General features: G+C 45.7%; 27 protein-coding genes and 1 pseudogene. 5 read left to right on the top strand and 23 right to left on the bottom strand.

Features of this window, described 5'->3' with window-relative positions; genetic code table 11:
• Positions 1–77 (top strand): annotated as a pseudogene (locus QTO00_RS01750) (amino acid ABC transporter permease); the annotation flags it as partial.
• An 83-nt stretch (positions 78–160) separates the two neighbouring features.
• Here the strand turns inward: QTO00_RS01750 and glmU are convergent.
• From glmU to QTO00_RS01635, 23 genes are all read right to left on the bottom strand, one after another.
• Entirely contained in the window at positions 161–1,522 is a 1,362-nt protein-coding gene (gene glmU, locus QTO00_RS01745; protein ID WP_331422588.1) for a bifunctional UDP-N-acetylglucosamine diphosphorylase/glucosamine-1-phosphate N-acetyltransferase GlmU, read from the bottom strand.
• Positions 1,523–1,673: 151 nt separating this feature from the next.
• Complete coding sequence (locus tag QTO00_RS01740) at positions 1,674–2,096, bottom strand: F0F1 ATP synthase subunit epsilon (RefSeq protein WP_038208590.1); 423 nt, start codon at positions 2,094–2,096, stop codon at positions 1,674–1,676.
• Between the two features lie 18 nt (positions 2,097–2,114).
• Positions 2,115–3,518, bottom strand: a complete 1,404-nt coding sequence (atpD, locus tag QTO00_RS01735) for a F0F1 ATP synthase subunit beta (protein WP_038208593.1) — start codon at positions 3,516–3,518, stop codon at positions 2,115–2,117.
• 35 nt (positions 3,519–3,553) lie between these two features.
• The gene (atpG, locus tag QTO00_RS01730) at positions 3,554–4,420 is read right to left on the bottom strand and encodes a F0F1 ATP synthase subunit gamma (protein ID WP_038208596.1); all 867 of its coding nucleotides are present in this window, start codon (positions 4,418–4,420) and stop codon (positions 3,554–3,556) included.
• A 43-nt stretch (positions 4,421–4,463) separates the two neighbouring features.
• On the bottom strand, positions 4,464–6,005 hold the full coding sequence (gene atpA / locus QTO00_RS01725; RefSeq protein WP_038208599.1) for a F0F1 ATP synthase subunit alpha: 1,542 nt from the start codon (positions 6,003–6,005) through the stop codon (positions 4,464–4,466).
• Between the two features lie 13 nt (positions 6,006–6,018).
• Complete coding sequence (atpH, locus tag QTO00_RS01720; protein WP_331422584.1) at positions 6,019–6,552, bottom strand: F0F1 ATP synthase subunit delta; 534 nt, start codon at positions 6,550–6,552, stop codon at positions 6,019–6,021.
• 14 nt (positions 6,553–6,566) lie between these two features.
• The gene (gene atpF / locus QTO00_RS01715; protein WP_038208605.1) at positions 6,567–7,037 is read right to left on the bottom strand and encodes a F0F1 ATP synthase subunit B; all 471 of its coding nucleotides are present in this window, start codon (positions 7,035–7,037) and stop codon (positions 6,567–6,569) included.
• Positions 7,038–7,109: 72 nt separating this feature from the next.
• Positions 7,110–7,364: a F0F1 ATP synthase subunit C gene (gene atpE / locus QTO00_RS01710; protein WP_002540812.1), complete on the bottom strand. Its 255-nt coding sequence runs from the start codon at positions 7,362–7,364 to the stop codon at positions 7,110–7,112.
• 60 nt (positions 7,365–7,424) lie between these two features.
• Positions 7,425–8,234 (bottom strand): F0F1 ATP synthase subunit A, encoded by an 810-nt coding sequence (gene atpB, locus QTO00_RS01705; RefSeq protein ID WP_038208608.1) that lies wholly within the window; start codon positions 8,232–8,234, stop codon positions 7,425–7,427.
• Positions 8,235–8,242: 8 nt separating this feature from the next.
• On the bottom strand, positions 8,243–8,632 hold the full coding sequence (locus QTO00_RS01700; RefSeq protein ID WP_038208612.1) for a F0F1 ATP synthase subunit I: 390 nt from the start codon (positions 8,630–8,632) through the stop codon (positions 8,243–8,245).
• Positions 8,633–8,819: 187 nt separating this feature from the next.
• On the bottom strand, positions 8,820–9,701 hold the full coding sequence (locus QTO00_RS01695; protein WP_331422579.1) for a ParB/RepB/Spo0J family partition protein: 882 nt from the start codon (positions 9,699–9,701) through the stop codon (positions 8,820–8,822).
• Positions 9,702–9,725: 24 nt separating this feature from the next.
• On the bottom strand, positions 9,726–10,499 hold the full coding sequence (locus QTO00_RS01690; RefSeq protein WP_038208617.1) for a ParA family protein: 774 nt from the start codon (positions 10,497–10,499) through the stop codon (positions 9,726–9,728).
• A gap of 14 nt (positions 10,500–10,513) precedes the next feature.
• A complete protein-coding gene (gene rsmG, locus QTO00_RS01685; RefSeq protein WP_331422577.1) occupies positions 10,514–11,146 on the bottom strand; it encodes a 16S rRNA (guanine(527)-N(7))-methyltransferase RsmG in 633 nt (210 codons plus the stop codon).
• Entirely contained in the window at positions 11,146–13,041 is a 1,896-nt protein-coding gene (gene mnmG / locus QTO00_RS01680) for a tRNA uridine-5-carboxymethylaminomethyl(34) synthesis enzyme MnmG (protein WP_331422575.1), read from the bottom strand. Before mnmG ends, rsmG begins: the two co-directional genes overlap by 1 nt.
• A 485-nt stretch (positions 13,042–13,526) precedes the next feature.
• Positions 13,527–13,961: an FMN-binding protein MioC gene (gene mioC, locus QTO00_RS01675; protein WP_331422574.1), complete on the bottom strand. Its 435-nt coding sequence runs from the start codon at positions 13,959–13,961 to the stop codon at positions 13,527–13,529.
• Positions 13,962–14,015: 54 nt separating this feature from the next.
• Positions 14,016–15,377: a tRNA uridine-5-carboxymethylaminomethyl(34) synthesis GTPase MnmE gene (gene mnmE, locus QTO00_RS01670; RefSeq protein ID WP_331422573.1), complete on the bottom strand. Its 1,362-nt coding sequence runs from the start codon at positions 15,375–15,377 to the stop codon at positions 14,016–14,018.
• A gap of 118 nt (positions 15,378–15,495) precedes the next feature.
• Positions 15,496–17,115: a membrane protein insertase YidC gene (gene yidC, locus QTO00_RS01665; RefSeq protein ID WP_331422572.1), complete on the bottom strand. Its 1,620-nt coding sequence runs from the start codon at positions 17,113–17,115 to the stop codon at positions 15,496–15,498.
• 2 nt (positions 17,116–17,117) lie between these two features.
• Positions 17,118–17,375 (bottom strand): membrane protein insertion efficiency factor YidD, encoded by a 258-nt coding sequence (gene yidD / locus QTO00_RS01660; RefSeq protein WP_072014900.1) that lies wholly within the window; start codon positions 17,373–17,375, stop codon positions 17,118–17,120.
• Positions 17,342–17,665 (bottom strand): ribonuclease P protein component, encoded by a 324-nt coding sequence (rnpA, locus tag QTO00_RS01655; RefSeq protein WP_230300094.1) that lies wholly within the window; start codon positions 17,663–17,665, stop codon positions 17,342–17,344. Before rnpA ends, yidD begins: the two co-directional genes overlap by 34 nt.
• Before the next feature lie 46 nt (positions 17,666–17,711).
• Positions 17,712–17,846: a 50S ribosomal protein L34 gene (gene rpmH, locus QTO00_RS01650; protein WP_004411068.1), complete on the bottom strand. Its 135-nt coding sequence runs from the start codon at positions 17,844–17,846 to the stop codon at positions 17,712–17,714.
• Positions 17,847–18,076: 230 nt separating this feature from the next.
• Positions 18,077–18,814, bottom strand: coding sequence for an amino acid ABC transporter ATP-binding protein (locus tag QTO00_RS01645; protein WP_038208635.1), 738 nt, complete (start codon positions 18,812–18,814; stop codon positions 18,077–18,079).
• Entirely contained in the window at positions 18,811–19,482 is a 672-nt protein-coding gene (locus QTO00_RS01640) for an amino acid ABC transporter permease (RefSeq protein WP_038208638.1), read from the bottom strand. The genes QTO00_RS01645 and QTO00_RS01640 overlap by 4 nt, the downstream gene beginning before the upstream one ends.
• Positions 19,483–19,601: 119 nt before the next feature.
• Complete coding sequence (locus QTO00_RS01635; protein WP_038208641.1) at positions 19,602–20,348, bottom strand: amino acid ABC transporter substrate-binding protein; 747 nt, start codon at positions 20,346–20,348, stop codon at positions 19,602–19,604.
• Between the two features lie 397 nt (positions 20,349–20,745).
• Here QTO00_RS01635 and dnaA point away from each other — a divergent pair, with 397 nt between their 5' ends.
• The 4 genes from dnaA (at position 20,746) to gyrB (ending at position 26,839) form a co-directional block, all read left to right on the top strand.
• Entirely contained in the window at positions 20,746–22,152 is a 1,407-nt protein-coding gene (gene dnaA / locus QTO00_RS01630) for a chromosomal replication initiator protein DnaA (RefSeq protein WP_331422570.1), read from the top strand.
• Positions 22,153–22,223: 71 nt separating this feature from the next.
• The gene (gene dnaN / locus QTO00_RS01625; RefSeq protein WP_331422569.1) at positions 22,224–23,324 is read left to right on the top strand and encodes a DNA polymerase III subunit beta; all 1,101 of its coding nucleotides are present in this window, start codon (positions 22,224–22,226) and stop codon (positions 23,322–23,324) included.
• Position 23,325: 1 nt separating this feature from the next.
• On the top strand, positions 23,326–24,408 hold the full coding sequence (gene recF / locus QTO00_RS01620) for a DNA replication/repair protein RecF (protein ID WP_331422568.1): 1,083 nt from the start codon (positions 23,326–23,328) through the stop codon (positions 24,406–24,408).
• Between the two features lie 13 nt (positions 24,409–24,421).
• A complete protein-coding gene (gyrB, locus tag QTO00_RS01615; protein WP_331422566.1) occupies positions 24,422–26,839 on the top strand; it encodes a DNA topoisomerase (ATP-hydrolyzing) subunit B in 2,418 nt (805 codons plus the stop codon).
• Positions 26,840–26,932: the final 93 nt, after the last annotated feature.

Here is a 26,932-nt window from a genome sequence, read left to right as displayed (position 1 = left end):
AGTACTTAGTGCTAATTTTGATTGTCTCGCAAAGTGTACGCTGGTTAGAAAAACGCATCACTATCCCAAGCCACTAATCTCACTCTTTCACCGCGTCAGAAACAACAAAGCCGCTCATGATGAGCGGCTTTGATTAATACCGTTTGAAAGTAACAGAAGATTACTTCTGTTTCACTGGGCGCTGCCAACCTTCGACTCTACGCTCTTTAGCGCGAGTGATGACTAACTCACCCTCAGCTACATTTTTCGTCAAAGTAGTGCCTGCACCAATGGTTGCCCCATCAGCAATCGTCACAGGCGCCACCAGCTGGCTATCAGAGCCAACAAATACATCATTGCCGATTGTCGTTTTGAACTTGTTCGCACCATCGTAGTTACAGGTGATGACACCCGCCCCTACATTGGTGCGCTGACCAATTTCAGCATCGCCTAGGTAAGTAAGATGATTGGCTTTAGAACCTTCACCGATACGTGCGTTTTTCACTTCAACAAAGTTACCGACGTGTGAATCGTTACGCATTTCAGCACCAGGGCGAAGGCGAGTAAATGGACCAACCGTACACTCCTCACCTACCGTCGCGCCTTCAATCACGCTGTATGGACGCACTAGCGTATTATCGTCAATTTCACAATCTTTCAGTACACAACCCGTACCGATCATCACGTTATCACCAAGAGTGACCTTACCTTCGATAATAACGTTAGCATCGATTTCACAGTCCATACCACACTGCAGCTCACCGCGTAGGTCAAAACGAGCAGGATCGCGAAGCATGACGCCTTGCTCTAATAATTTCTGAGCTTGCATCGCTTGGAAAGCTCGCTCTAAACGTGCGAGTTGTGCACGGTCGTTAACGCCTTCCACTTCAATAGGGTTAACAGGATGAACCGCTTCAACTGCGCGGCCTTCATCGTGAGCAGCTGCAATAACGTCTGTCAGGTAGTATTCACCCTGAGCATTTTCATTATTTAAACCAGATAACCAACGCTTAAGATCACCACCGGTTGCGACCATCACACCGGTATTGATCTCTTTAATCAGCTTCTGCTCTTCTGTGGCATCTTTTTGCTCAACAATCGCTACTACAGGGCCATTCTTACGCACGATACGACCATAACCAGTTGGGTTATCAAGCACAACCGTTAGCAGCGCGATACCACCTGTAGGTTGCGCATCAAGCAGACTTTCGATTGTCTCTTCAGAGATAAGCGGTACATCTCCATATAGAACTAAGATTTTCTCATCATCTTCGAACTTAGGCGCAGCTTGATCTACCGCGTGACCAGTACCCAACTGATCGGCTTGTAGTACCCAGTTAACAGGCTCGTTGCTAAGCTCAGCTTGCATTTGGTCGCCACCATGGCCATATACCAAATGGATATTCTGCGCGCCCAATCCATTACATGTATCGATAACATGTTTCGCCATAGGCTTGCCCGCTAGGGTATGCAAGACCTTAGGTTTATTTGAGTACATGCGAGTCCCTTTGCCCGCTGCCAGAATCACTGCGCTAAACTTCATTGAGTTACCCATTAAAACTTGTATTAAAACTGAGAGGTATTCTAGACACTAATCAGCGATTAGTTAATTGGCCAGGAAAAATTTTCGTTAAAAATTAAGCAAAAAGGCGACCTTACGGTCGCCTTTATCACTTTTAATACAGTGTCGCTGATTAACGACGCTGTTTAGTCAGCTCGATAACACGTAGCTGAGCAATGGCTTTAGCCAGTTCACTGGCCGCTTGAGCGAAGTCCATATCGCCGTGCTGATTCTGGATGTTCTCCTCAGCGCGACGTTTCGCTTCCTCTGCCTTAGCTGCGTCTAGCTCTTCACCACGGATAGCGGTATCAGCCAGTACAGTCGCTGTACCAGGCTGAACTTCTATCATACCACCAGAAACATAAATAATTTCTTCGTGGCCGTGCTGCTTAACAATACGCACCATACCAGGCTTAATAGCGGTCAGCAGCGGCGTGTGGCCATGGAAAATACCAAGCTCACCTTCGCTACCGGTCACCTGAAACGTTTCTACTAGACCAGAAAAGATCTTCTTCTCTGCACTAACAACGTCTAGGTGAAAGGTTATTGCTGCCATATCGCCTCCTAGTTAGCCTTATAGCTTCTTCGCATTCTCGATAGCATCGTCGATAGTACCGCAGTACATGAACGCTTGCTCTGGAATGTCATCGTAATCACCAGCTAGTAGACCTTTGAAGCCACGTAGAGTCTCTTTAAGAGGTACGTAAACACCTGGGTCGCCAGTAAATACTTCCGCTACGTGGTAAGGCTGAGTTAGGAAACGCTCAATCTTACGTGCACGAGATACAACTTGCTTATCTTCTTCAGATAGCTCGTCCATACCTAGAATCGCGATGATATCTTTCAGCTCTTTATAACGCTGAAGTGTCTGCTGAACGCCACGAGCGATGTCGTAGTGCTCTTGACCTACTACTAGAGGGTCTAGCTGACGAGATGTCGAATCTAGTGGGTCGATCGCTGGGTATAGACCCATAGCTGCGATGTTACGGTTAAGTACAACCGTTGCATCCAAGTGCGCGAACGTTGTTGCTGGAGATGGGTCAGTCAAGTCATCCGCTGGTACATATACCGCCTGAACAGACGTGATAGAACCTGATTTAGTTGACGTGATACGCTCCTGAAGAACACCCATCTCTTCTGCTAGTGTAGGTTGGTAACCTACCGCAGAAGGCATACGGCCTAAAAGTGCTGATACCTCAGTACCTGCTAGCGTGTAACGGTAGATGTTATCAACGAACAGAAGAACGTCACGACCTTCGTCACGGAAACGCTCTGCCATTGTTAGACCTGTCAGTGCAACACGTAGACGGTTACCTGGTGGCTCGTTCATCTGACCGTAAACCATCGCTACTTTCGACTCTTCAGGCTTCTCAACGTTTACAACGCCTGCTTCCTGCATCTCGTAGTAGAAGTCGTTACCCTCACGAGTACGCTCACCTACACCTGCGAATACAGATAGACCTGAGTGTTGTAGTGCGATGTTGTTGATAAGTTCCATCATGTTAACGGTCTTACCTACACCTGCACCACCGAATAGACCGATTTTACCACCCTTAGCGAATGGACAAACTAGGTCGATTACTTTAACGCCAGTTTCTAGTAGAGCAGTTTCGTTAGATTGCTCTTCGTAGCTTGGTGCTTCACGGTGAATAGAGTAGTTCTCTTCTGCACCGATCTCACCACGCTCGTCAATCGCATCACCAAGTACGTTCATGATACGACCAAGGGTCTTAGTACCTACTGGTACTGAAATTGGAGCGCCAGTGTTTACAACTTCAACTCCACGACGTAAACCATCTGAGCTACCCATTACGATACAACGAACTACGCCACCGCCTAGCTGTTGTTGAACCTCAAGAACTAGACGCTCTTTAGATTCAGTTACGTTTAGAGCGTCATATACACTAGGTACTTCGCTCTGTGGGAACTCTACGTCGACTACCGCACCGATGATCTGTACGATCTTACCTGTAGCCATCGTTAATCCTCTAAACTATTTCGTTTAACCTATGCTTAAACCGCAGCAGCACCACCAACGATTTCAGACAGTTCTTGTGTGATCGCAGCCTGGCGGGCTTTGTTGTACACAAGTTCTAAGTCTTCAATCAGGTTGGTTGCGTTATCAGTTGCAGCTTTCATCGCAATCATTCGAGCCGCTTGCTCACAAGCAAGGTTCTCTACCACACCTTGGTAAACCTGAGACTCCACATAACGCACTAAAAGCGTATCCAGTAGAGGTTTTGGTTCAGGCTCATAGATGTAGTCCCATGAATGCGTACGCTGCATCTCTTCGCTGTCTGATTTAGGCAAAGGTAGCAATTGATCGATCGTTGGTTGCTGAATCATAGTATTAACAAACTCGTTGTATACTACGAACAGGCGATCCAACTCACCTTCATCATATTTCTTCAGCATAACGCCAACCGAACCGATCAAGTCTTCTAGGCTAGGGCTATCGCCAAGGCCAGAAACTTGCGCCGATACTTTTGCGCCGCTGTTATTGAAAAATGCTGTTGCCTTAGAGCCAATAATAGCTAGGTCAACTTCAGCACCTTTCTGTTTCCAATCCTGCATGTCATTAACGGCTTTCTTGAACAAGTTAATGTTCAAACCACCACACAGACCGCGGTCGGTAGAAATAATGATGTAACCAACACGTTTGGCTTCACGCTCTTCTAGGTACGGATGACGGTACTCTAGGTTTGCGTTTGCCACATGACCGATCACTTTACGCATTGTTTCCGCATATGGACGGGAGCTTTCGCGAGCGTCTTGACTACGACGCATCTTTGAAGCGGCTACCATTTCCATTGCTTTCGTAATCTTCTGAGTGCTTTTCACACTACCGATTTTATTACGTATCTCTTTTGCGCCGGCCATCGTTACTCTCCATTAGTTGGTGGCAGAACCTGCCACCGACCTATTACCAAGTTTGGGTTGCCACGAAGTCGTCAGTCAGCTTCTTAAGCTGTGCTTCAACTTCATCGTTGTACGCACCCGTCTTGTCGATCTCAGCTGCAAAATCAGCGTATTGACCGCGAGCATACGATAGTAGAGCCGCTTCAAAATCTAGAATCTTGTTGATTTCAACATCATCTAGGTAGCCGCGTTCAACAGCAAAGATAACTAGTGCTTGGTCAAATACAGACATTGGAGCGTACTGCTTCTGCTTCATTAGTTCTGTAACTTTTTGACCGTGGCTTAGCTGACGCTTAGTTGCTTCATCAAGGTCTGATGAGAACTGTGCGAATGCTGCTAGTTCACGGTAAGCCGCGAGTGCAGTACGGATACCGCCTGATAGCTTCTTAATGATCTTCGTCTGTGCTGAACCACCTACACGAGATACTGAGATACCTGGATCAACCGCTGGGCGTACACCCGCGTTGAAGGCTTCAGATTGTAGGAAGATCTGACCATCGGTAATCGAGATTACGTTAGTCGGTACGAATGCTGAAACGTCACCTGCTTGAGTTTCGATGATAGGAAGAGCAGTCAAAGAACCAGTCTTACCTTTCACTTCACCGTTAGTGAAACGCTCTACGTACTCTTCGTTTACACGAGCTGCACGCTCTAGTAGACGCGAGTGGAGGTAGAATACGTCACCTGGGAATGCCTCACGGCCTGGTGGACGTTTTAGTAGTAGAGAGATCTGACGGTAAGCTACCGCTTGTTTAGATAGATCATCATAAACAATCAGTGCGTCTTCACCGCGATCACGGAAGTATTCACCCATCGCACAACCTGCATATGGCGCTAGGTATTGTAGCGCTGCAGATTCAGAAGCCGATGCAACAACAACGATAGTGTTAGCTAGTGCGCCGTGCTCTTCCAGTTTGCGAACTACGTTAGCGATAGTCGATGCTTTCTGACCGATTGCTACGTAGATTGAGAAAATACCAGAGTCTTTCTGATTGATGATCGCATCGATCGCCATAGCGGTTTTACCGATCTGACGGTCACCGATGATAAGCTCACGCTGACCACGACCGATTGGGATCATTGAGTCAACGGACTTATAACCAGTTTGTACTGGCTGATCAACCGATTTACGGTCGATTACACCAGGTGCGATCACTTCTACAGGTGAAGTCAATTTCGCTTCGATTGGACCTTTACCATCGATAGGCTCACCTAGCGTGTTTACTACGCGACCTAGTAGTTCTGGACCAACTGGCACTTCAAGAATGCGGCCAGTACCTGTTACTTTCATGCCTTCCTTTAGGTCAGCATATGGGCCCATTACAACCGCACCAACCGAGTCACGCTCAAGGTTAAGTGCTAGTGCATAACGGCCACCCGGTAATTCAATCATTTCACCTTGCATCACGTCCGCTAGGCCGTGAATGCGGATGATACCATCGCTTACCGATACGATAGTACCTTCATTACGAGCTTCACTAACAACTTCGAAAGATTCGATACGTTGTTTGATTAGATCGCTAATTTCCGTGGAATTAAGTTGCATGCTCCAATCCCCATTAAGACTGCAATGCATCGCTCAGGCGGTTCAAACGACCACGCGCTGAGTCATCGATGACTAGGTCTCCGGCTCGAATAATAACCCCACCAAGTAGGGTCTCATCTACACTGCAATTCAGCTTCACTTTACGTTCTAGACGCTGTTCAAGTTTGCTGCTGATATTTGCTCGTTGCTCTTCTGAAAGCTCTGTTGCTGAAGTCACTTCAACATCGATCTCTTTCTCATGCTCTTTTTTAAGAGTGAAGAACTGTTCACAAACATCAGGAAGGGCCTTAAGTCGGCCATTCTCAGCCATCACCTTCAAAAGGTTTTGACCATTTTCATCAACTTGCTCGCCACAAACCGCGATAAAAATCTCTGCTAACTTATCAGCAGATACAGAACCAGATAACAGTTCTTTGATTTGTTCGTTGTTCGCAACTTCAGCAGTGAACGATAACATTTGACCCCATTGGTCTAATGAATCTTTCTCTACAGCAAAGTCGAAGGCTGCTTTAGCATAGGGGCGTGCGATAGTAGTCAAATCAGACATATGCGCCCCCAGACTTAAAGTTTTGCAGTAATGTTGTCGAGAATATCTTTGTGCGCATCTTTATCGATAGAGCGCTCAATGATTTTCTCAGCACCAGCGACAGCCAGAGTTGCAACTTGTTTGCGCAGGTCATCACGCGCGCGGTTGCGTTCGGCTTCCAATTCAGCTTCAGCTTGAGTAAGAATTTTCTGACGTTCCGTCTGAGCTTCCTCACGTGCTTCATCTAGAATTTGAGCTTTACGCTTATTCGCTTGCTCGATGATCTCAGTTGCTGTGCGCTTCGCTTCTTTCAATTGATCAGAAGCGTTTGCTTGTGCTAGATCCAAGTCTTTAGCAGCACGTTCTGCTGCATTTAGACCGTCAGCAATTTTCTTCTGACGTTCTTCGATCGCTTGCATAATTGGTGGCCATACATACTTCATGCAGAACCATACAAACATGGCAAACGAGATTGCTTGACCTAGCAGAGTTGCGTTCATATTCACAACAGCTACCCCTTCTATTCGGACTTAGTGTTAATCAATGACAAACCAAAGTTTGCCTAGCGTTAATAGTGATTAACCTAGCTGACCAACGAATGGGTTTGCGAAAGTGAATAGAAGTGCGATAACGATACCGATCATTGGAACCGCATCAAGTAGACCCGCGATGATGAACATCTTAACTTGTAGCATAGGAGCCATTTCTGGTTGACGAGCAGCACCTTCAAGGAATTTACCACCTAGAAGTGCGAAACCAATCGCTGTACCAAGAGAAGCAAGACCGACGATAATACCTACGGCGATTGCAGAAAAGCTCAGTAAAGTTTCCATTACTATCTCCAATTTATAGTTTTTGGCTAAGTGCCCAAATAAAAAGCTTTAAATATAAAATTAATGATCAGAGTCTTCGTGTGCCATTGACAGGTAAACAATTGTCAACATCATGAATACGAAGGCTTGAATCGTAATAACCAAGATATGGAAGATTGCCCACGGTAGTGAACCCATCCATTGCAAGTACCATGGTAGCATTGCCGCACAAAGAATGAATACAACCTCACCCGCGAACATGTTACCGAATAGACGCATACCAAGTGATAGAGGCTTCGCAAGTAGCGATACCACTTCAATCAGTAGGTTAAACGGAATCATCACTGGGTGATTAAATGGATGTAAAGCAAGTTCTTTTGCGAATCCACCTAGACCTTTCACTTTGATGCTGTAGTAAATCATCAGAGCGAATACGCCTAGAGCCATAGCCATGGTGATATTAACATCAGCTGACGGTACAACCTTAAGGTAAGGAATACCAAGCCAATGCTCTGCTGGGTAAGGTAAGAAATCGATAGGAACCAAGTCCATCAAGTTCATTAGGAATACCCAACAAAAGATAGTCAGTGCTAAAGGCGCGATCAGTGGGTTGCGTCCATGGAACGTGTCTTTGACGTTTTCTGCGACAAATTCAACGATCATTTCAACAAAACACTGAAGCTTACCCGGCACACCCGCTGTCGTTCCCTTCGCTACTTTGTAAAAAATTCCAAGGAAAATTAAACCAGTAAACCAAGAAAATAACAGGCTATCGATATGTACGTTCCAGAAACTTGTCTCCTCCACGAAACCTAGCTTACCAAGCGATAAGTTAGTTAAGTGGTGGGCAATGTATCCGGATGACGTTAGCGCTTCACCTGGCGCAGCCATAACTCATCCTATTTTTTGTTGTTAATGAATAGCACTGGCGCACAGATATTAATACCTAGAGCCAGCAAATAGGTTAGCTTAAGGGGAACAAGTTCCACCTGCATATACATGTAAGCAACGGTGAATAGAGCCACCGTGATAAGGATCTTAAGTGCTTCGCCGGTGTAGAATGAGGCCGTGATTCGCTTTGCAGCACGAGCTCCACTAAACATAAAAGCACACAGCGCGAATACGGCATTGGCAATCACGAAGATACCCCCACCCACGAGCGCTGAAAGTCCCCAATCAACATTTACGGCAATCGCCATACCTGCTGCTAGTAGTGTAACCGCGCCCAGCTGGATCATTAACAATCGCTTAGCAAGCTCTCGTCCTGGTCTAGCCAACGCAGCTACCATGTATTCGTACCTCTAGTAAAATCCACAGCTTTACTACCTCAGGGCTGGGAAATTGGCGAAAATTATACGATGAGTCGAACTGAATGCAATTAAAACACCGCAAAAAGTTACAATTTTGTATACAAACCGACAACTTTCGCACAAAAAAACGATTATTACATAAATTGACTGAGATCAATTATCTCATTTAGCTCTCGAGCTTGGCAATTAGTTGCTCTAATTTGTGAGGCTCATCAAGACTAATCGTTACCTTAGACTTGCCATTCTCAGCTCTCACAATAGCAACTTTTGCACCCAGCATATCACTCAATTTTTGTGAAATTTTGTCAGCTTCAACGTCTTGAGACTCTTTTTTAGGTTCAGATTGAGGCTGGAGACATTTTTTAACCAATTGCTCAGTTTGACGCACGGTCATTTTCTTCTTCGCTACCTGCTGAGCAATATCTATTTGCTGCTCACCTTCTAAAGCTAATAGGGCTCGAGCATGCCCCATATCAAGCAGGTTGCGTGAAACTAAACTTTTTACGTCATCTTCTAATTGATTTAGACGCAATAGGTTACTGACAGCTGCACGAGACTTACCAATCACATCAGCCACCTGCTGATGGGTAAGTGCAAACTCTTCTTGTAAACGATCTAACGCCACAGCTTCTTCGATCACGTTAAGATCTTCGCGCTGAATGTTTTCGATCAATGCCATAGCAATCGCAGCGCGATCTTCGACATTTTTCACTACACAAGGAACCTGCTTAAGACCCGCTTTACGAGCTGCTCGCCAACGACGTTCGCCGGCAATGATCTCAAACTTATCATGGTCAACTTGACGCACAACGATAGGCTGAATAATCCCTTGCGATTCAATTGAGGCTGCAAGTTCTTCGAGCGCCTCTGGTTCCATCTCTTTACGCGGTTGGTAAATACCAGGTTTTAAGCTATTGATGCTTAGATCGGTAAGGCTGCCATCTGACGACAACTCTTGGCTATGCAATGCAGTTTGCTGTTTTTCACGCGCCAGTGAACTGGTCGAAAGCAGAGCATCAAGCCCTTTACCTAAACCACGCTTAGACATGAGACAGGATTCCTTTGGTTATCGTTATGCAGGGACTTCTTCGCGACGAAGCATTTCGCCAGCCAGGGCTAAATAAGCTTTAGCACCCGCTGAGTATTTGTCGTAATACATTGCTGGCTTACCATGACTAGGGGCTTCAGCAAGACGAACATTACGCGGAATAACGGTGCGATACACCTTGTTGCCAAAGTGCTTTTTGAGTTGGTCAGAGACTTCATTCGACAATCTGTTGCGTGGGTCATACATAGTTCGTAATAACCCTTCAATTTTCAGATTTTCGTTAACGACAGCAGCTAACTTACTAATTGTATCCATTAACGCGGTTAAACCTTCAAGTGCAAAGTACTCACACTGCATTGGAACCAAAACCGAATCGGCTGCGGCCATAGCGTTGATTGTAAGAAGGTTTAGAGAGGGAGGACAATCTATAAAGATGAAATCATAGTTATCGCGAACTGATGCTAAAGCATGTTTAAGACGCACTTCGCGAGCAAACACTTCCATCAACTTGATTTCAGCTGCGGTGACATCACCATTGGCTGCAATTAAATCATAGTTGCCCGACGTTTTGCGGCATACCACTTCATCAAATGGTACATCTTCAACAAGCAGCTCATATGCGGTGGCATCCACTTGGTATTTATCAACACCACTCGCCATCGTTGCGTTACCTTGCGGGTCGAGGTCTATAACCAAAACCTTGCGCTTAGTTGCAGCCATAGATGCAGCTAAGTTGATGCATGTTGTTGTTTTTCCAACCCCGCCTTTCTGGTTGGCGATCGCTACGATTTTTCCCACAATGAACCTCGCTTTTATTCCTTGCGCGATAAGATTACTAGATGACGCTCGCCTTCCAACTGAGGAACATTCAAAGCTTTGATGTCGGTCACAGAACACCACTCAGGTAATTGTTCAATCTCACCCTGTGGTAATTGCCCTTTCAACGCTAAGAAATGCCCACTACCATTTTTGGGCAAATGATGGCACCACTCAACCATGTCGGTCATTGAAGCAAAAGCTCGACTCAGTACGCCATCAAATTTATCTTCAGGTTGGTACTCTTCAACTCGACTCTGGAGTGGGGTCACATTTTCAATCTTCAACTCATGCAGAACCTGCTTAATAAAACGAATACGTTTCCCTAAGCTGTCAAGTAACACGAAACTTTTGTCTGGGTTCATGATAGATAGCGGAATACCGGGTAGGCCCGGGCCTGTACCAACATCGATGAAACGCTCACCATGTAAGTGAGTGCTAACAATTATGCTATCCATTATGTGCTTAACCAGCATCTCTTGAGGATCGCGAACAGAGGTTAAGTTGTAGGCTTTGTTCCACTTGTTCAGCATCTCAACGTAACCAACTAGCTGAGCACGTTGACGCTCCGAAACCTCTAAGTCTGTTTGAGCAATTAGCTCGTCTAACTTCGCACGTAGTTGAGACATTATGCTTCCTCACCTTTTTTCAACAGACCGTGTTTTTTCAAATGTACCAACAAAATAGAAATGGCCGCTGGGGTAATGCCCGAAATTCGTGAAGCGATACCGATAGATTCAGGTTTTGCTTCACTCAGTTTAGCCACAACTTCGTTTGATAGGCCGCTAACTTTCGCGTAATCAAGATTAATAGGAAGCTTGGTATTTTCGTGACGCAATGATTTTTCGATCTCGTCTTGCTGACGCTTGATATATCCTTCGTACTTGACTTGAATTTCAACTTGCTCTGCCGCTTGTTGATCTTCCATCGCTGGAGCAAACGCATCAAGCTGAGTTAATTGCTCATAAGAAACCTCAGGGCGACGGAGTAGATCTTCACCGCTTGCTTCGCGCGCCATTGGGGTTTTCAGTATGGCATTAAGTGACTCAACACCTTCTGATTTTGGATTCATCCAAATATCTTTCAGACGCTGACGCTCTGTTTCGATGTTATTGATCTTGTCATTGAATCGAGCCCAACGTTGATCATCAACCAGACCAAGTTGGCGAGCTTGTTCAGTTAAACGGATATCTGCATTATCTTCACGTAACAATAAACGGTATTCCGCACGTGAAGTAAACATGCGGTAAGGCTCTTTTGTTCCCATGGTAGAGAGATCGTCGATCAATACGCCCATATAGGCTTGATCGCGACGTGGGTTCCATCCCTCTTTGCCTTGACTAAGTAAGCTTGCATTGAGACCCGCCATTAGACCTTGTGCTGCTGCCTCTTCATAACCTGTTGTGCCATTGATTTGACCAGCAAAGAATAGACCGCTGATAAACTTAGTTTCATAAGTTTGTTTTAAGTCACGTGGGTCAAAGAAATCATATTCGATTGCGTAACCTGGACGTACGATATGCGCATTTTCAAAGCCTTTCATTGAACGCACGATCTGAACTTGGACATCAAATGGCAAGCTGGTGGAAATACCGTTCGGATAAAGTTCGTGAGTATCTAATCCTTCAGGTTCAATAAAGATTTGATGGCTGTTTTTGTCAGCGAAACGCATGACTTTGTCTTCGATTGATGGACAGTAGCGCGGACCAATACCTTCGATAACTCCCGCATACATAGGACTGCGATCAAGATTATTGCGAATCACATCATGCGTCTGTTCATTAGTATGAGTAATAAAGCATGGGATTTGACGTGGATGTTGTTCTCGCTTGCCAATAAATGAAAATACCGGTGTTGGGTTATCCCCGTGTTGCACTTCTAGCTGAGAGAAATCGACACTACGCGCATCGATGCGTGGAGGCGTACCAGTTTTTAAACGATCCACTCTAAAAGGTAGTTCACGCAGCCGATCCGCAAGTGCGATCGACGGTGGATCACCCGCTCGGCCACCTGAAGAGCTCTCCATACCAATATGGATCTTACCACCAAGGAAAGTCCCCACTGTTAAAACGACAGCCTTAGCAAAAAAGCGTAACCCCATCTGAGTCACGACACCTAGAACCTGATCATTTTCAACGATCAGGTCATCAACAGATTGCTGGAACAATGTCAGGTTTTGTGCATTTTCTAGCGCATGACGAACATAGGCTTTATACAAAGCGCGATCTGCTTGCGCACGTGTTGCTCGAACAGCAGGGCCTTTTGAAGCATTGAGTGTTCTAAATTGAATACCAGCATGATCGATTGCTTGCGCCATTAAACCGCCCATAGCATCCACTTCTTTGACTAGGTGGCCTTTGCCGATTCCACCAATTGCTGGGTTACATGACATCTGACCTAGCGTGTCGATATTATGGGTAAGTAATAATGTTTTTTGCCCAGTACGAGCAGATGCGAGTGCGGCTTCCGTTCCTGCATGACCGCCACCTACGACGATGACATCAAATTTTTCGTGATAAAGCATGAACCGACCTCAGATATTCAATAGAGATTAGGATAGATAAAAAAGAGCGTTATTCTACCTTCTTTCACTGATAGAGAAAATGGTTTTGGTTGTTTTCCTCAGACTAGTGAAATCTTAATATATATAAGATCTATATATATGATCTTTTATTAGATCTATTATTAAGATCGCCTTGTTCTGTGGATAAGTGGAAAATGATCAACAAGATCATGGATCTTTTATGGATCATATAATGTGATCTTCCATTGATCTGATCGAGGATTAACTGGGATCAAAAATGGTAGTTATTCACAGGGGTAACCAGAGTACTAAGTTGTTATTGGGATAACTATAGGTTAATCACCGGATAGATCATGTTTTATCCACAGTCTGATTGGTTAAATTATCAGCAAGCAGTTCATTGGTTTGCGAGTATTTTGTCCACATGGTGATTTGATTGGCAAGGGTTGAGGTGAAGTGGCCAATAAACTGGCCACAAAGTGGGGTTAGAAAAGGTCGATATGTTCGTTTAACCAAGCCTCTGCGGCATCTTCTGGGACGTCGTGCTCTAATACATCGATCGTCAGACAGTCTGTGATTGGGGTTGCGCCAATATCCACTAGTAGATTGTGAGCGTGTTTACCTGCTGCGCAGAAGGTATCGTAACTGGAATCACCTATCGCAATCGTCGCAAACTTTACGTCATTCATGTTTGGTGGTGTCGATTGCAGAGCTTGAATAAAAGGCAGAATGTTATCTGGGTATTCACCAGCACCGTGTGTAGAGGTGATGATCAACCATGTCCCTTGCGTAGATACTTCGCTAACGTCAGGTTGGTTGTGAATGGTCGTTTCAAAGCCTTTTTCTATCAGCAGATCACTTAAGTGATCGCCAACGTACTCAGCGCCGCCTAAGGTGCTACCTGTTATTATGTGGATCATAGATTTTCCTTTGTACAAAATGGAAAAACGCGGCTAGAGGGCCGCGTTCGTTGATTATTTACCGATACAGAAAGAGGAGAATATACGCCCAAGCAGATCGTCAGAGCTGAACTCTCCGGTGATTTCGCTTAAATACTGCTGAGTAATACGTAGCTCTTCTGCTAGAATCTCGCCTGCCATATAGCCTTCAAGTTGCTGCTGACCAATATCTAAGTGCTCTGCTGCACGCTCTAGTGCTTCTAAATGACGACGGCGTGCCATAAAGCCTCCCTCGTTTCCACCAGCGAACCCCATACACTCTTTAAGATGTGTTCGTAGTGCTTCAACACCACCGCCCGTTTTAGCTGAGAGGCGAATTAAGGTCGGATCATTCACATGACAGATGCCAAGATCTTCACCCGTTTGATCGGCTTTGTTGCGGATCACTGTCATGCCTATGTTATTCGGTAAGCGATCAACAAAGTCAGGCCAAATTTCTTTTGGATCCGTGGCGTCAGTGGTGGTGCCATCGACCATAAATAGTACTCGATCTGCTTGCTCTATCTCATCCCAAGCGCGCTCGATACCGATTTTTTCTACTTCATCTGAGGCATCGCGAAGACCTGCTGTGTCAATAATATGCAGTGGCATACCATCAATATGAATGTGTTCACGCAGTACATCACGAGTCGTGCCAGCAATATCGGTTACGATGGCAGACTCTTTTCCCGACAGGGCGTTGAGCAAACTTGATTTACCTGCATTTGGGCGCCCGGCAATCACCACCTTCATCCCTTCGCGCATAATGGCACCCTGTGTCGCTTCTTTGCGCACTGCAGCAAGGTTGTCGATGATGGTTTGTAAATCAGCTGCGACTTTACCGTCGGCAAGAAAATCGATCTCTTCTTCGGGAAAGTCGATGGCCGCTTCAACATAAATACGTAGATGAATTAATGATTCGACTAGAGTGTTAATTCGACCAGAAAAAGCGCCCTGGAGTGACTGTAAAGCCGATTTCGCTGCTTCTTCGGAACTTGCGTCAATTAAATCTGCAATCGCTTCTGCTTGGGCTAAATCGAGCTTGTCATTGAGGAATGCGCGCTCCGAGAACTCGCCTGGTCTGGCGGTGCGAATGCCAGGGATTTGTAAGATTCGCTTAATCAGCATATCCATTACGACTGGACCACCATGCCCTTGAAGCTCAAGGACATCCTCACCGGTAAATGAGTGCGGGTTAGGGAAGTAGAGTGCGATACCTTGGTCAAGCTGGTGACCATCATGCGCGTTAAACGGCAGATACTCAGCATTGCGAGGTCGCAGTTCTTTACCTGTCACTTCGACCGCGACTTGTGCCGCCAAGGGGCCGGATACGCGAATAATGCCGACGCCACCACGACCGGGTGCTGTTGCCTGAGCAACTATGGTATCAGTTGTCATAAATGTGCCTGTATTTTTTTATGCCGAGTAGGGCAGTAATTCTGTTAGTTGAATTGTAATCAGCTCAAATAAAAAAGGCGACCTTTTGGCCGCCTTTCGTTGTTAATTCCACTTAAGGTTACTTGCTGTGTAAGCCTTTTTTCTCCAGCGCTTTGTAGATAAGCGTCTGCTGGATGAGAGTTACGATGTTCGATACTAGCCAGTAAAGAACCAGACCTGAAGGGAAGAACAGGAAGAAGAAGGTAAACATAACCGGCATAAAGGTCATGATCTTCTGCTGCATTGGATCCGTTACAGTTGTTGGGCTCATCTTCTGGATTAAGAACATAGAAGCACCCATCAGTAGTGGCAAGATGTAGTATGGGTCTTGCGCTGAAAGGTCAGCAATCCAACCGAAGAATGGCGAGTGACGTAGCTCTACCGATTCCATTAGAGCCCAGTAAAGAGCGATGAAAATAGGCATCTGTAGAATCAGAGGTAAACAGCCACCAAGTGGGTTCACTTTCTCTTTCTTGTACAGTTCCATCATCTCTTGGCTCATGCGCTGACGGTCATCGCCGATACGCTCACGCATCGCTTGCAGCTTAGGCTGAAGCATGCGCATTTTCGCCATCGAAGTGTACTGAGCTTTTGTTAGTGGGTACATCGCACCACGAACGATGAAGGTCAGACAGATGATTGCCACACCCCAGTTGCTCACAAAGCTCTGGATGAAAGAGAGAAGACTATGTAGTGGCTTCGCAATGAACCATAACCAGCCGTAGTCCACTACTAGGTCTAGGTTTGGTGCAACTTCAGCCATTTGGTCTTGCAGTTTAGGACCAATCCATAGTGTCGCTTTGAAGTTTGCGCTATCGCCATCCGCAATGGTTTTGTTTGGCATGCGAACACCAATGTCACCAAGGTTGCCGATCACGCGAGTATATAGGTTAGTACCTGGTTGTTCGCGTGGGATCCAAGCGCTAGCAAAGTAGTGCTGGATCATTGCTGCCCAACCCTGACCATTTGATAGGTTCAGAGACAGGTTACGATCTTGCATATCATCGAAGCTGTATTTCTTGTAGCGAGTATCTTCAGTAGAGTATGCGCCGCCGCGGTATGTTGGCATTGTAATGCTGCCACCAGCGTCAAGTAGGTTTTGACGTAGGTGAGCGTACATACCAAATGTCGCGTTGCTGCCAGATTTGTTTACGATGTCGTATTCAACGTCTAGTGCGTAGCTGCCACGTTTCATGATGAAGGTTTTAGTGTACTCAAGGCCATTCGCGGTGAATGTCATTGGAATACGCAATTCATCTTGGCCGTCCGCTAGGGTAAAGCTATCTGCGCTAACAGAATATGCAGGGCGGTTAGTGCTGCTAAGGTCGATACCTTGAGGGCCAACAAGACCACTTTGAGCGATGAACTGGTGACCAGCTTCGTTCTTAAGTAGCACAAACGGGTCAGCTGAATCTAGCTCGTTTGAGTATTGGTTTAGATCTGCGTGAATTACATCACCACCAACCGTATCAATCGACAGAGTCAATACATCAGTGGTTACGGTAACCGTTTTAGCAGAAGCTTGCTGTGCTGGAGCTGGATCTAGCTCGTCTGCAAAAGATGGTGCAGGTAGAGTACTGCTTGATTGAGCCTGCTCAACCGGCTGAGGCGCTGGGTTCTTTGCAACTTGCCATTGCTGGAACAATAAGAAAGACACCAGTGCTAGCGCGATTAACAGGATATTACGTTGAGAATCCATCGTTATTTATCTCTGTCTTGTTTCTGTATTGGTGGAACGGGGTCATACCCCCCTTCGTTCAAAGGATGGCATTTTAATAGACGTTTGCCTGATAACCAACACCCTTTTACAAAACCGTGAGCTTTTAACGCTTCTATGGCATATGTGGAGCAAGTTGGAGTAAAACGACAGCGTGGTCCGATAAGCGGACTAATAAGGCCTTGGTAGAGACGGACGAATCCGATTGCTACCCACGCGAAGGGCGAGATAGGCGCTGCCATAATTTATCAAACAGTTTGAAAATATCTTCATTACTCAAATCTTGCGCGCTTTTCTTGGCAATAACAACAAAATCCTTGTTAGCGAGTTGATGTTGATTGTTACGAAAGCTTTCACGTGCAAGGCGCTTAAAACGGTTACGACCTACAGCGGTTTTGATTTGTTTCTTGGGAACAGCTAAACCTAGTCGAGGATGAGATAGGCTATTTTTACGAGCAATGATGGTGAAATGAGGTGAGCCAGCTCGGTGAGCTTGCTGAAAGACATTTTGATAATGCTCGGGAGTTAACAAGCGTAACTCCCGATTGAACGCGTACGTATTCAAAATAATCTAACGATTACTTAGAAAGACGCTTACGGCCTTTTGCACGACGTGCATTGATAGTAGCACGACCATTCTTAGTAGCCATACGTGCACGGAAACCGTGAGTACGCTTGCGCTTTAGAACTGAAGGTTGAAAAGTGCGTTTCATGATAATTACCTTTACTGATCAGTAGTTTTAGGTCAATGTTAACCCGGCGTGGGCATTAAAAGTCTTCTTTATATATAAAGAGGACAAACCGACGCCTCTCAACAAAGAGGCGGAATTGTAATCACAGTCACACAAAGTGTCAATCTTTGTGCAAGCGCTAAATTCCGACCGGGCGATTATACGTAGTGTGAGCAAAATCTCAAGGATCGTTCGATCCTATCTATTGATCTTTACTCAGCCCCTACTTGTCGAAGGAATTTTTGTAAGCGAGGATCTTGTGGATTTCCAAAGATATCCTGTGGAGAACCTTGCTCAACAATATTGCCTTCCGCCATAAAGATCACTCGATCGGCAACCTCTCTGGCAAATTGCATTTCGTGCGTTACCACTAGCATAGTCTGATGTTTTGTTGCTAAGTCCTTCATTAAATTAAGAACTTCACCTACCCATTCAGGGTCGAGTGCCGAGGTCGGCTCGTCAAAAAGCAGTAGTTCTGGTTGAAGCGCCATAGCTCGACCAATACCAACTCGTTGCTGTTGACCACCAGACAGTGCCGCTGGATAACTATCGCCTTTATCGCCAAGACCAATGTCGTCGAGAATTTGCTGAGCACGTGTTAGTGCATCGGTTTTTTTCCATCCACGTACAGTAATTAAGCCTTCAGCAATGTTTTGTCTCGCTGTCATATGGGCAAAAAGAGCATAGTTTTGGAAAACAAAGCCTGTTTTACGGCGCAGAGCGAGTACTTCTGCTTTAGTGTGCTTTTCGGTATCGACACTGACATCATCAATGGTGATCACGCCTTTGTCTGCGTTCTCTAGAAAGTTAACCGTGCGTAGTAAGGTTGATTTACCTGTGCCGCTTGAGCCTATGATGACGATGATCTCGCCTTGCTTAATTTCTAGGTCGATGCCTTTAAGAACTTCTGTTTCACCGAAGCGTTTGTGAATATTCGTTAGTTTTATCATCTTACATACGCCTTGTTGAGTTTCTCTTCCGCCCAGATTTGCACGCGCGTTAGTATCACCACTACGCCCCAGTAGATCAGCGCTACTGCCAAGAAAGCTTCGAAGAAACGGAAGCTTGATGAGGCTTCCATTTGAGCTTTAGCCATAATTTCTGCCACACCGAGCGTAAAAGCGAGTGAAGTAGACTTGATCATATCAATGAAGTAATTCATCAGTGATGGCAGCGCAACACGAGTCGCTTGTGGCAGTATGACTCGGCGCATTGCTTGAGAGGTCGTCATACCTACCGATAAGCTCGCTTCCATCTGGCTACGATCAATACCTATAATTGCTGCGCGGATACTTTCAGCCATATAAGCTGCAAAGTGAAGCGTTAAGCCAATTACCGCTGCACTAAAGGCATCTAGACCCACTAGCCAAGGGAAAACCTGTGGTAGTCCATAGTAAAGTAGGAATAATTGAACTAGCAGTGGCGTGCCACGGAAGAAACTGATGTAAAGCTGACTGAGTTGATCGAGTACAGGGACACGAAATACACGGATATTGGCGAGAATGACCGATAAAATCAGTGAGAAAAACAGTCCCCAGGTCGCCATCTCCATGGTGGTGCCCAGATACTTAAGCAGTATTGGCATCAGATCCAGCATGTAATTAAAATCAAATCCCATAACGTATCCCAAAGAGTAAAACAGCATAAAAAGCAAAACCCACTGCTAGATAAAAAACCGCAGTGGGTTGAAGGAAACTATCTTAAACAAGATAGAACTAAGTGATCGACCTTAATGAATTATTCAGTGATATCAGCACCGAACCATTTTTCAGAGATCTTCTCTAGCGTACCATCTGCACGCATTGCCGCTAGAGCCTGATTGACTTCAGCCTGTAGCTTTTTACCATTTTCGTTGTCAACAAATGGCCAAGCATTTTGGATAGTTTCAAACGGCTGACCCGCTAATTGTAGTGGAAGACCTGTTTTCTTGATCAGCTCTAGAGCAGATAGGCGATCCATAATGAAAGCGTCAGCACGACCAAGCGCGACATCGTGCTCGATACCTGTGTCGTAAGTTTTGATATTGATTTTGCCGTCTTTATCGTAATTACGTAGCAGTTGCTCAAAGTTAGAACCTAGGTTTACAGCAACGGTTTTACCTTCAAGATCTTCGATACCTTGAATGCTGCTGTTGCCTTTACGTACGGTAATTTGTGCACCGTCAACCACGTATGGGTCAGCGAATAGGTATTTGGCTTTACGAGCTTCAGTCATAGTGATTTGGTTTGAGATTGTGTCGATACGACCTGTCTCTAAAAGACCAAACAGACCTGAGAAGTTGGCGGTTACGTACTCGACTTTGTAGTCGTTGCGTTTACCGATCTCATCCCATAGATCAACTTCAAAGCCTTGTAGCTTGTCTTGCTGAACGAAAGTGAACGGGAAGTAACGACCCGACATACCGACTTTAACTTCAGTCGCTGCTTGAACAGTAGCAGCAGAAAGCGCGATAGCTGCAACTGCAGCCTTGAACCAGATTTTCATAGTACAACTCCTCATTATTATGGGGATAAATACTACTGTTACTTTAGTTAATTAGATAAATAACTAAGTGCGATAACCTAGACAGTAGAGTAATAAGCTTCAACGCGGTGATTAAATAGTCATCAATCAAGGCTTGAAAATGGCGAAATGTGGTACTCAGAAATACTTTCATTCACAGAGTTATCACCAGTGTAAAGATCTTCCGAAAATTGCCCTAATGTGGATCGTTGTGTGAGTAAAAATGGGGCAGAGTGTGAGGATCTAGCGAATACGGCCGAAAAAATTGTGAATAACTTAGATCTTATTCACTGGAACCACGATCATTTACTGGCGATCTTGGTTATCAACAGGTAAAATCGCCAATCTTTTCAGATCAATTACATCGAGTGGGGGCACTGTGTCATCTTCGCTTTGGTTGCAATGTTTGCAACAGCTTCAAGAAGAGTTACCAGCAACGGAGTTCAGTATGTGGGTGCGTCCGTTACAAGCGGAACTCAATGACAATACGCTCACTCTGTTTGCCCCTAATCGTTTTGTATTGGATTGGGTACGTGACAAGTACCTCAATAGCATTAACCGCTTGCTACAAGAGTATTGTGGTAACGACATCCCTAGTTTGCGTTTTGAAGTGGGTAGCCGTCCGGTTGCTGCGCCAAAGCCTGCGCCTAAGCGAACTCCGGCTGATGTCGCCGCTGAATCATCGGCACCTGCACAGTTACAAGCAAGAAAGCCCGTGCATAAAACATGGGATGACGACGCACAAGCGATTGCTGATATTAACCATCGCTCGAATGTAAACCCGAAACACAAGTTCAACAATTTTGTTGAAGGTAAATCAAACCAGCTTGGTTTGGCTGCTGCTCGTCAAGTTTCAGATAACCCAGGCTCTGCCTACAACCCACTGTTCTTGTATGGTGGTACTGGTTTGGGTAAAACGCACCTATTGCATGCGGTAGGTAATGCGATTGTGGATAACAAGCCAAATGCTAAAGTTGTCTACATGCACTCTGAGCGTTTTGTGCAAGATATGGTAAAAGCGCTACAAAATAATGCGATTGAAGAGTTTAAACGCTACTACCGTAGTGTTGATGCACTGCTAATCGATGATATCCAATTTTTTGCTAACAAAGAGCGTTCGCAAGAGGAGTTTTTCCATACCTTTAATGCACTTTTAGAAGGCAATCAGCAGATCATCCTCACTTCTGACCGTTACCCGAAAGAGATCAATGGTGTAGAGGATCGTCTTAAGTCTCGTTTTGGTTGGGGTCTTACTGTTGCGATCGAACCGCCAGAGTTGGAAACGCGCGTTGCGATCTTGATGAAAAAGGCTGAAGATCACCAGATTCACCTTGCCGATGAAGTGGCGTTCTTTATTGCGAAGCGACTACGCTCTAATGTTCGAGAGCTAGAAGGTGCATTAAACCGCGTTATCGCCAATGCTAACTTTACTGGTCGCCCGATCACGATTGATTTTGTGCGTGAAGCGTTGCGTGACCTACTTGCTCTGCAAGAAAAATTAGTCACGATTGATAATATTCAGAAGACTGTAGCGGAATACTACAAGATTAAAGTCGCAGACTTACTATCTAAACGTCGTTCTCGTTCGGTTGCTCGTCCACGTCAGCTTGCTATGGCGCTTGCTAAAGAGCTCACCAACCACAGCTTGCCAGAAATCGGTGATGCTTTTGGTGGTCGCGACCATACTACGGTATTGCATGCATGTCGTAAGATTGAGCAGCTACGTGAAGAGAGCCACGATATTAAAGAAGATTACTCGAACTTGATTCGTACTCTGTCTTCTTAATTCGCACTATTTGTGGATTCACAGTATTCTAAGCATCGAGCAACAATAACGAATTCGGATAAGAGCATCCTATGAAATTTACCATTGAGCGTAGCCACCTGCTAAAGCCACTACAACAAGTGTCTGGAGCGCTAGGCGGTCGTCCTACTTTACCTATTCTTGGTAACCTACTTCTTAAAGTTGAAGACAACGTACTCTCAATGACAGCTACAGACCTAGAGGTTGAGCTGATCAGTCGCGTCAATCTTGAAGGTGAATTCGAAGCCGGCAGTGTGACCGTGCCTTCACGCAAGTTTTTGGATATTTGCCGTGGTTTACCTGATGACTCTGTAATTACCTTTGTTTTAGAAGCTGACCGAGTTCAAGTTCGTTCAGGGCGCAGCCGTTTCTCACTATCGACCTTACCTGCTAACGATTTTCCAAACATTGAAGATTGGCAAAGTGAAGTTGAAGTTTCACTGACTCAAGCTGAGTTACGTGTCCTAGTCGAAAAGACTCAATTCTCAATGGCGAACCAAGATGTTCGTTATTACCTCAACGGTATGTTGTTTGAAATCGATGGCACAACGCTACGTAGCGTTGCCACCGACGGTCACCGTATGGCGGTATCTCAAACTGAGCTAGGTGCAGACTTTGCACAGAAACAGATCATCGTACCGCGTAAAGGTGTATTAGAGCTGGTTAAGCTACTCGATGCTCCTGAACAGCCAGTTGTGCTGCAGATCGGTAGCTCGAACGTACGTGCAGAAGTAAATAATTATGTGTTTACCTCTAAGCTGGTGGATGGTCGCTTCCCTGATTACCGTCGCGTAATGCCTCAAACGACAACCAAAACACTTGAAGCAGGCTGCGATGAACTGCGCCAAGCGTTCTCGCGCGCAGCGATTCTCTCTAACGAGAAGTTCCGTGGCGTACGCGTTAATCTTGCTGATACGGAAATGCGCATTACTGCCAATAACCCAGAGCAAGAAGAAGCGGAAGAGATGCTTGATGTGAGCTTTGAGGGTGAGCCGATTGAGATTGGCTTTAACGTTAGCTACGTACTGGATGTATTAAACACCTTACGCTGTGAAAAAGTCAGAGTGTCGATGTCAGATGCTAATGCCAGTGCGCTGATCGAAAACTCTGAAGACGACAGTGCAATGTACGTGGTGATGCCAATTCGACTCTAGCATGCCGCTTTCACGCCTTATTATTCAGCAGTTTCGAAACATTAAAGCCTGTGATATTGAACTATCAGCAGGCTTTAACTTTCTTATTGGACCGAACGGTAGCGGTAAAACCAGTGTGCTTGAAGCGATTTATTTGCTTGGGCACGGTCGCTCATTTAAGAGCTCTTTAACCGGAAGAGTGATTCAAAATGACTGCAATGAGCTGTTTGTTCATGGGCGTTTTTTGAACTCGGATCAATTTGAGCTACCAATTGGCATTAATAAGCAGCGCGATGGTTCAACAGAGGTTAAAATAGGCGGTCAGTCTGGACAAAAGCTAGCACAGCTTGCCCAGGTTTTACCCCTACAGTTGATTCACCCTGAAGGGTTTGATTTATTAACTGATGGACCGAAACATCGCCGTTCGTTTATCGATTGGGGTGTGTTTCATACCGAGTCGGCATTTTATGATGCTTGGGGACGCTTTAAACGTCTCAATAAGCAGCGCAATGCGCTATTGAAAACCGCAACCAGCTATCGAGAGCTGAGTTATTGGGATCAAGAGATGGCGCGTTTGGCTGAAAGTATTAGTCAATGGCGAGCCGACTACGTCGAACAAATGAAGGTTAAAGCGGAGCAGATCTGCAAAGCGTTTTTGCCTGAGTTCGACATCCAACTGAAGTATTATCGTGGCTGGGATAAAGATACCCCATACCAGGAAATACTAGAGAAAAATTTCGAGCGTGATCAGGCGTTGGGTTACACCTTCAGTGGGCCTAACAAAGCGGATTTACGCATCAAAGTGAACGGTACTCCCGTTGAGGATGTACTGTCACGAGGCCAGTTAAAACTGATGGTATGTGCTTTGCGAGTTGCGCAAGGACAACACCTAACAGAGATGACAGGCAAGCAATGTATCTACTTAATTGATGACTTTGCATCTGAATTAGATAGCCAACGTCGTAAGCGTCTTGCTGATTGCTTAAAAGAGACGGGGGCGCAAGTTTTTGTAAGTTCTATAACCGATAGCCAAATTGCCGATATGCGTGACGAAAATGGCAAGATGTTCCATGTGGAACATGGCACAATAGAGCAAAATATATAGTGGAAGATAACTCATGTCTGAAAATTACGATTCATCGAGTATTAAGGTACTAAAGGGTCTGGACGCCGTTCGTAAGCGTCCTGGTATGTACATCGGCGACACGGATGATGGCACCGGTCTACACCACATGGTTTTTGAGGTGGTGGATAACTCAATTGATGAAGCGTTAGCGGGTCACTGTCAAGACATCGTTGTGACAATTCATGAGGACAATTCAGTATCGGTACGCGATGATGGTCGTGGTATCCCTACCGAAATGCACCCAGAAGAGAACGTATCAGCAGCAGAAGTTATCATGACGGTACTTCACGCTGGTGGTAAGTTCGATGACAACTCGTACAAAGTATCGGGCGGTTTGCACGGTGTAGGTGTATCGGTAGTAAACGCACTGTCTAAGCAAGTGACGCTAACTATCCACCGTGGTGGTCAAATCCATACGCAAACTTACCATCATGGTGAGCCTCAAGCGCCACTGTCTGTGATTGGTGACACTGATAAAACGGGTACAGAGATTCGTTTCTGGCCAAGTGAAGAGACATTCTCTAACACAGAATTCCACTACGACATTTTAGCTAAGCGTCTACGTGAACTCTCATTCCTTAATTCAGGCGTCTCGATCAAGCTACGTGATGAGCGTGAAGAAGATAAGCAAGACCACTTCATGTATGAAGGTGGTATTCAAGCGTTCGTTGATCACTTGAACACCAACAAGACGCCAATCATTGAAAAAGTATTCCACTTTAACGCAGAGCGTGAAGACGGCATCGCTGTAGAAGTCGCAATGCAGTGGAACGATGGTTACCAAGAGAATATCTTCTGTTTCACCAACAACATTCCTCAGCGCGACGGTGGTACTCACCTTGCTGGTTTCCGTGCAGCCCTAACGCGCACCCTGAACTCGTTCATGGACAAAGAAGGCTTCTCGAAGAAAGCGAAAACGGCTACTTCTGGTGATGATGCACGTGAAGGTCTAACGGCTGTTATTTCCGTTAAAGTTCCAGATCCTAAGTTCTCAAGCCAAACTAAAGACAAACTGGTTTCTTCTGAAGTGAAGTCTGCAGTTGAGCAAGCTATGGGTGAGAAACTTTCTGAGTTCCTAATTGAGCACCCAGCAGAAGCTAAGACGGTTTGTACTAAGATCATCGACGCAGCTCGTGCTCGTGATGCGGCGCGCAAAGCTCGTGAAATGACTCGTCGTAAAGGCGCTCTAGACCTAGCGGGTCTGCCAGGTAAATTGGCCGACTGTCAGGAAAAAGATCCAGCACTCTCTGAACTCTACATAGTGGAGGGTGACTCGGCAGGCGGCTCCGCAAAACAAGGCCGTAACCGTAAAAACCAAGCGATTCTTCCTCTGAAAGGTAAAATCCTTAACGTAGAGAAGGCGCGCTTCGATAAGATGCTTTCTTCTCAAGAGGTTGCAACGCTAATCACTGCACTTGGCTGTGGTATCGGACGTGACGAGTACAACCCAGATAAACTGCGTTACCACAACATCATCATCATGACCGATGCCGATGTCGATGGTTCGCACATCCGTACGCTACTATTGACCTTCTTCTACCGTCAAATGCCAGAGCTGATTGAGCGTGGCTACGTGTACATTGCTCAGCCACCGCTTTACAAAGTGAAGAAAGGTAAGCAAGAGCAGTACATCAAAGATGAAGATGCGATGAACCAATACCAAGTGGCATTGGCGCTTGATAACGCATCTCTACACGTAAATGCACAAGCACCTGCTCTTGCTGGTGAAGCGCTAGAGAAGCTAGTTCAGCAATACAACGCTGGCATCAAGCTGGTGGATCGCATGAGCCGTCGTTACCCACGTGCGCTAGTTCATGAGCTAATCTACACGCCACGCCTAACAGCTGAGCAGTGCCATGACGCAGCAGCAGTAGAAGCTTGGACTAAGCAGTTAGTCGAGCAGCTAAACGCAAAAGAAGTGGGCGCAAGCCAATACAGCTTCGAAGTAGAACAGCACGCTGAGTTAGGTCTAAATCTACCTAAGATTATTGTTCGTACTCACGGTGTGACGCACGAATTTGCACTAAGCGTTGACCTGTTTAACTCGAAAGAGTACGGCAAGCTAGCAGACCTATCAGAAGCTTTAGATGGCCTGATCGAAGAGGGTGCATACATCAAGCGTGGCGAGCGTACTCAGCCAGTAACCAACTTTGTTGATGCACTAGAGTGGCTAATTAAAGAGTCTCGCCGTGGTCTCAGCCTACAGCGCTACAAAGGTCTAGGTGAGATGAACCCAGACCAGCTTTGGGAAACCACTATGGACCCAGAAACTCGCCGCATGATGCAGGTAACAATCGAAGATGCTGTTGGTGCTGACCAGTTGTTTACCACGCTAATGGGCGACCAAGTAGAGCCTCGTCGTAATTTCATCGAAGAGAACGCACTTAAAGTTGCCAACTTGGATGTATAACGTTCCTAGCAACTAGCAACTAGCAACGAGTCTCGAGAAAAAGCGCAGGTCGAAAGATTTGCGCTTTTTTATTGGAAGATATTTTTAAATTTA

Source organism: Vibrio sp. M260118, assembly GCF_036533755.1.
Lineage (GTDB): Bacteria > Pseudomonadota > Gammaproteobacteria > Enterobacterales > Vibrionaceae > Vibrio.
The sequence above is the reverse complement of the archived record's forward strand: the minus strand, read 5'-3'. Positions and strand labels throughout refer to the sequence as shown.

What these genes read in the sequence shown, in the direction of transcription:
- glmU (WP_331422588.1), bottom strand. Translation starts at nt 1,522, where the DNA reads ATGAAGTTTAGCGCAGTGATTCTGGCAGCGGGCAAAGGGACTCGCATG.
- QTO00_RS01740 (WP_038208590.1), bottom strand. Translation starts at nt 2,096, where the DNA reads ATGGCAGCAATAACCTTTCACCTAGACGTTGTTAGTGCAGAGAAGAAG.
- atpD (WP_038208593.1), bottom strand. Translation starts at nt 3,518, where the DNA reads ATGGCTACAGGTAAGATCGTACAGATCATCGGTGCGGTAGTCGACGTA.
- atpG (WP_038208596.1), bottom strand. Translation starts at nt 4,420, where the DNA reads ATGGCCGGCGCAAAAGAGATACGTAATAAAATCGGTAGTGTGAAAAGC.
- atpA (WP_038208599.1), bottom strand. Translation starts at nt 6,005, where the DNA reads ATGCAACTTAATTCCACGGAAATTAGCGATCTAATCAAACAACGTATC.
- atpH (WP_331422584.1), bottom strand. Translation starts at nt 6,552, where the DNA reads ATGTCTGATTTGACTACTATCGCACGCCCCTATGCTAAAGCAGCCTTC.
- atpE (WP_002540812.1), bottom strand. Translation starts at nt 7,364, where the DNA reads ATGGAAACTTTACTGAGCTTTTCTGCAATCGCCGTAGGTATTATCGTC.
- atpB (WP_038208608.1), bottom strand. Translation starts at nt 8,234, where the DNA reads ATGGCTGCGCCAGGTGAAGCGCTAACGTCATCCGGATACATTGCCCAC.
- QTO00_RS01700 (WP_038208612.1), bottom strand. Translation starts at nt 8,632, where the DNA reads ATGGTAGCTGCGTTGGCTAGACCAGGACGAGAGCTTGCTAAGCGATTG.
- QTO00_RS01695 (WP_331422579.1), bottom strand. Translation starts at nt 9,701, where the DNA reads ATGTCTAAGCGTGGTTTAGGTAAAGGGCTTGATGCTCTGCTTTCGACC.
- rsmG (WP_331422577.1), bottom strand. Translation starts at nt 11,146, where the DNA reads ATGTCTCAACTACGTGCGAAGTTAGACGAGCTAATTGCTCAAACAGAC.
- mnmG (WP_331422575.1), bottom strand. Translation starts at nt 13,041, where the DNA reads ATGCTTTATCACGAAAAATTTGATGTCATCGTCGTAGGTGGCGGTCAT.
- mioC (WP_331422574.1), bottom strand. Translation starts at nt 13,961, where the DNA reads ATGATCCACATAATAACAGGTAGCACCTTAGGCGGCGCTGAGTACGTT.
- mnmE (WP_331422573.1), bottom strand. Translation starts at nt 15,377, where the DNA reads ATGACAACTGATACCATAGTTGCTCAGGCAACAGCACCCGGTCGTGGT.
- yidC (WP_331422572.1), bottom strand. Translation starts at nt 17,115, where the DNA reads ATGGATTCTCAACGTAATATCCTGTTAATCGCGCTAGCACTGGTGTCT.
- yidD (WP_072014900.1), bottom strand. Translation starts at nt 17,375, where the DNA reads ATGGCAGCGCCTATCTCGCCCTTCGCGTGGGTAGCAATCGGATTCGTC.
- rpmH (WP_004411068.1), bottom strand. Translation starts at nt 17,846, where the DNA reads ATGAAACGCACTTTTCAACCTTCAGTTCTAAAGCGCAAGCGTACTCAC.
- QTO00_RS01645 (WP_038208635.1), bottom strand. Translation starts at nt 18,814, where the DNA reads ATGATAAAACTAACGAATATTCACAAACGCTTCGGTGAAACAGAAGTT.
- QTO00_RS01640 (WP_038208638.1), bottom strand. Translation starts at nt 19,482, where the DNA reads ATGGGATTTGATTTTAATTACATGCTGGATCTGATGCCAATACTGCTT.
- QTO00_RS01635 (WP_038208641.1), bottom strand. Translation starts at nt 20,348, where the DNA reads ATGAAAATCTGGTTCAAGGCTGCAGTTGCAGCTATCGCGCTTTCTGCT.
- dnaN (WP_331422569.1), top strand. Translation starts at nt 22,224, where the DNA reads ATGAAATTTACCATTGAGCGTAGCCACCTGCTAAAGCCACTACAACAA.
- recF (WP_331422568.1), top strand. Translation starts at nt 23,326, where the DNA reads ATGCCGCTTTCACGCCTTATTATTCAGCAGTTTCGAAACATTAAAGCC.
- gyrB (WP_331422566.1), top strand. Translation starts at nt 24,422, where the DNA reads ATGTCTGAAAATTACGATTCATCGAGTATTAAGGTACTAAAGGGTCTG.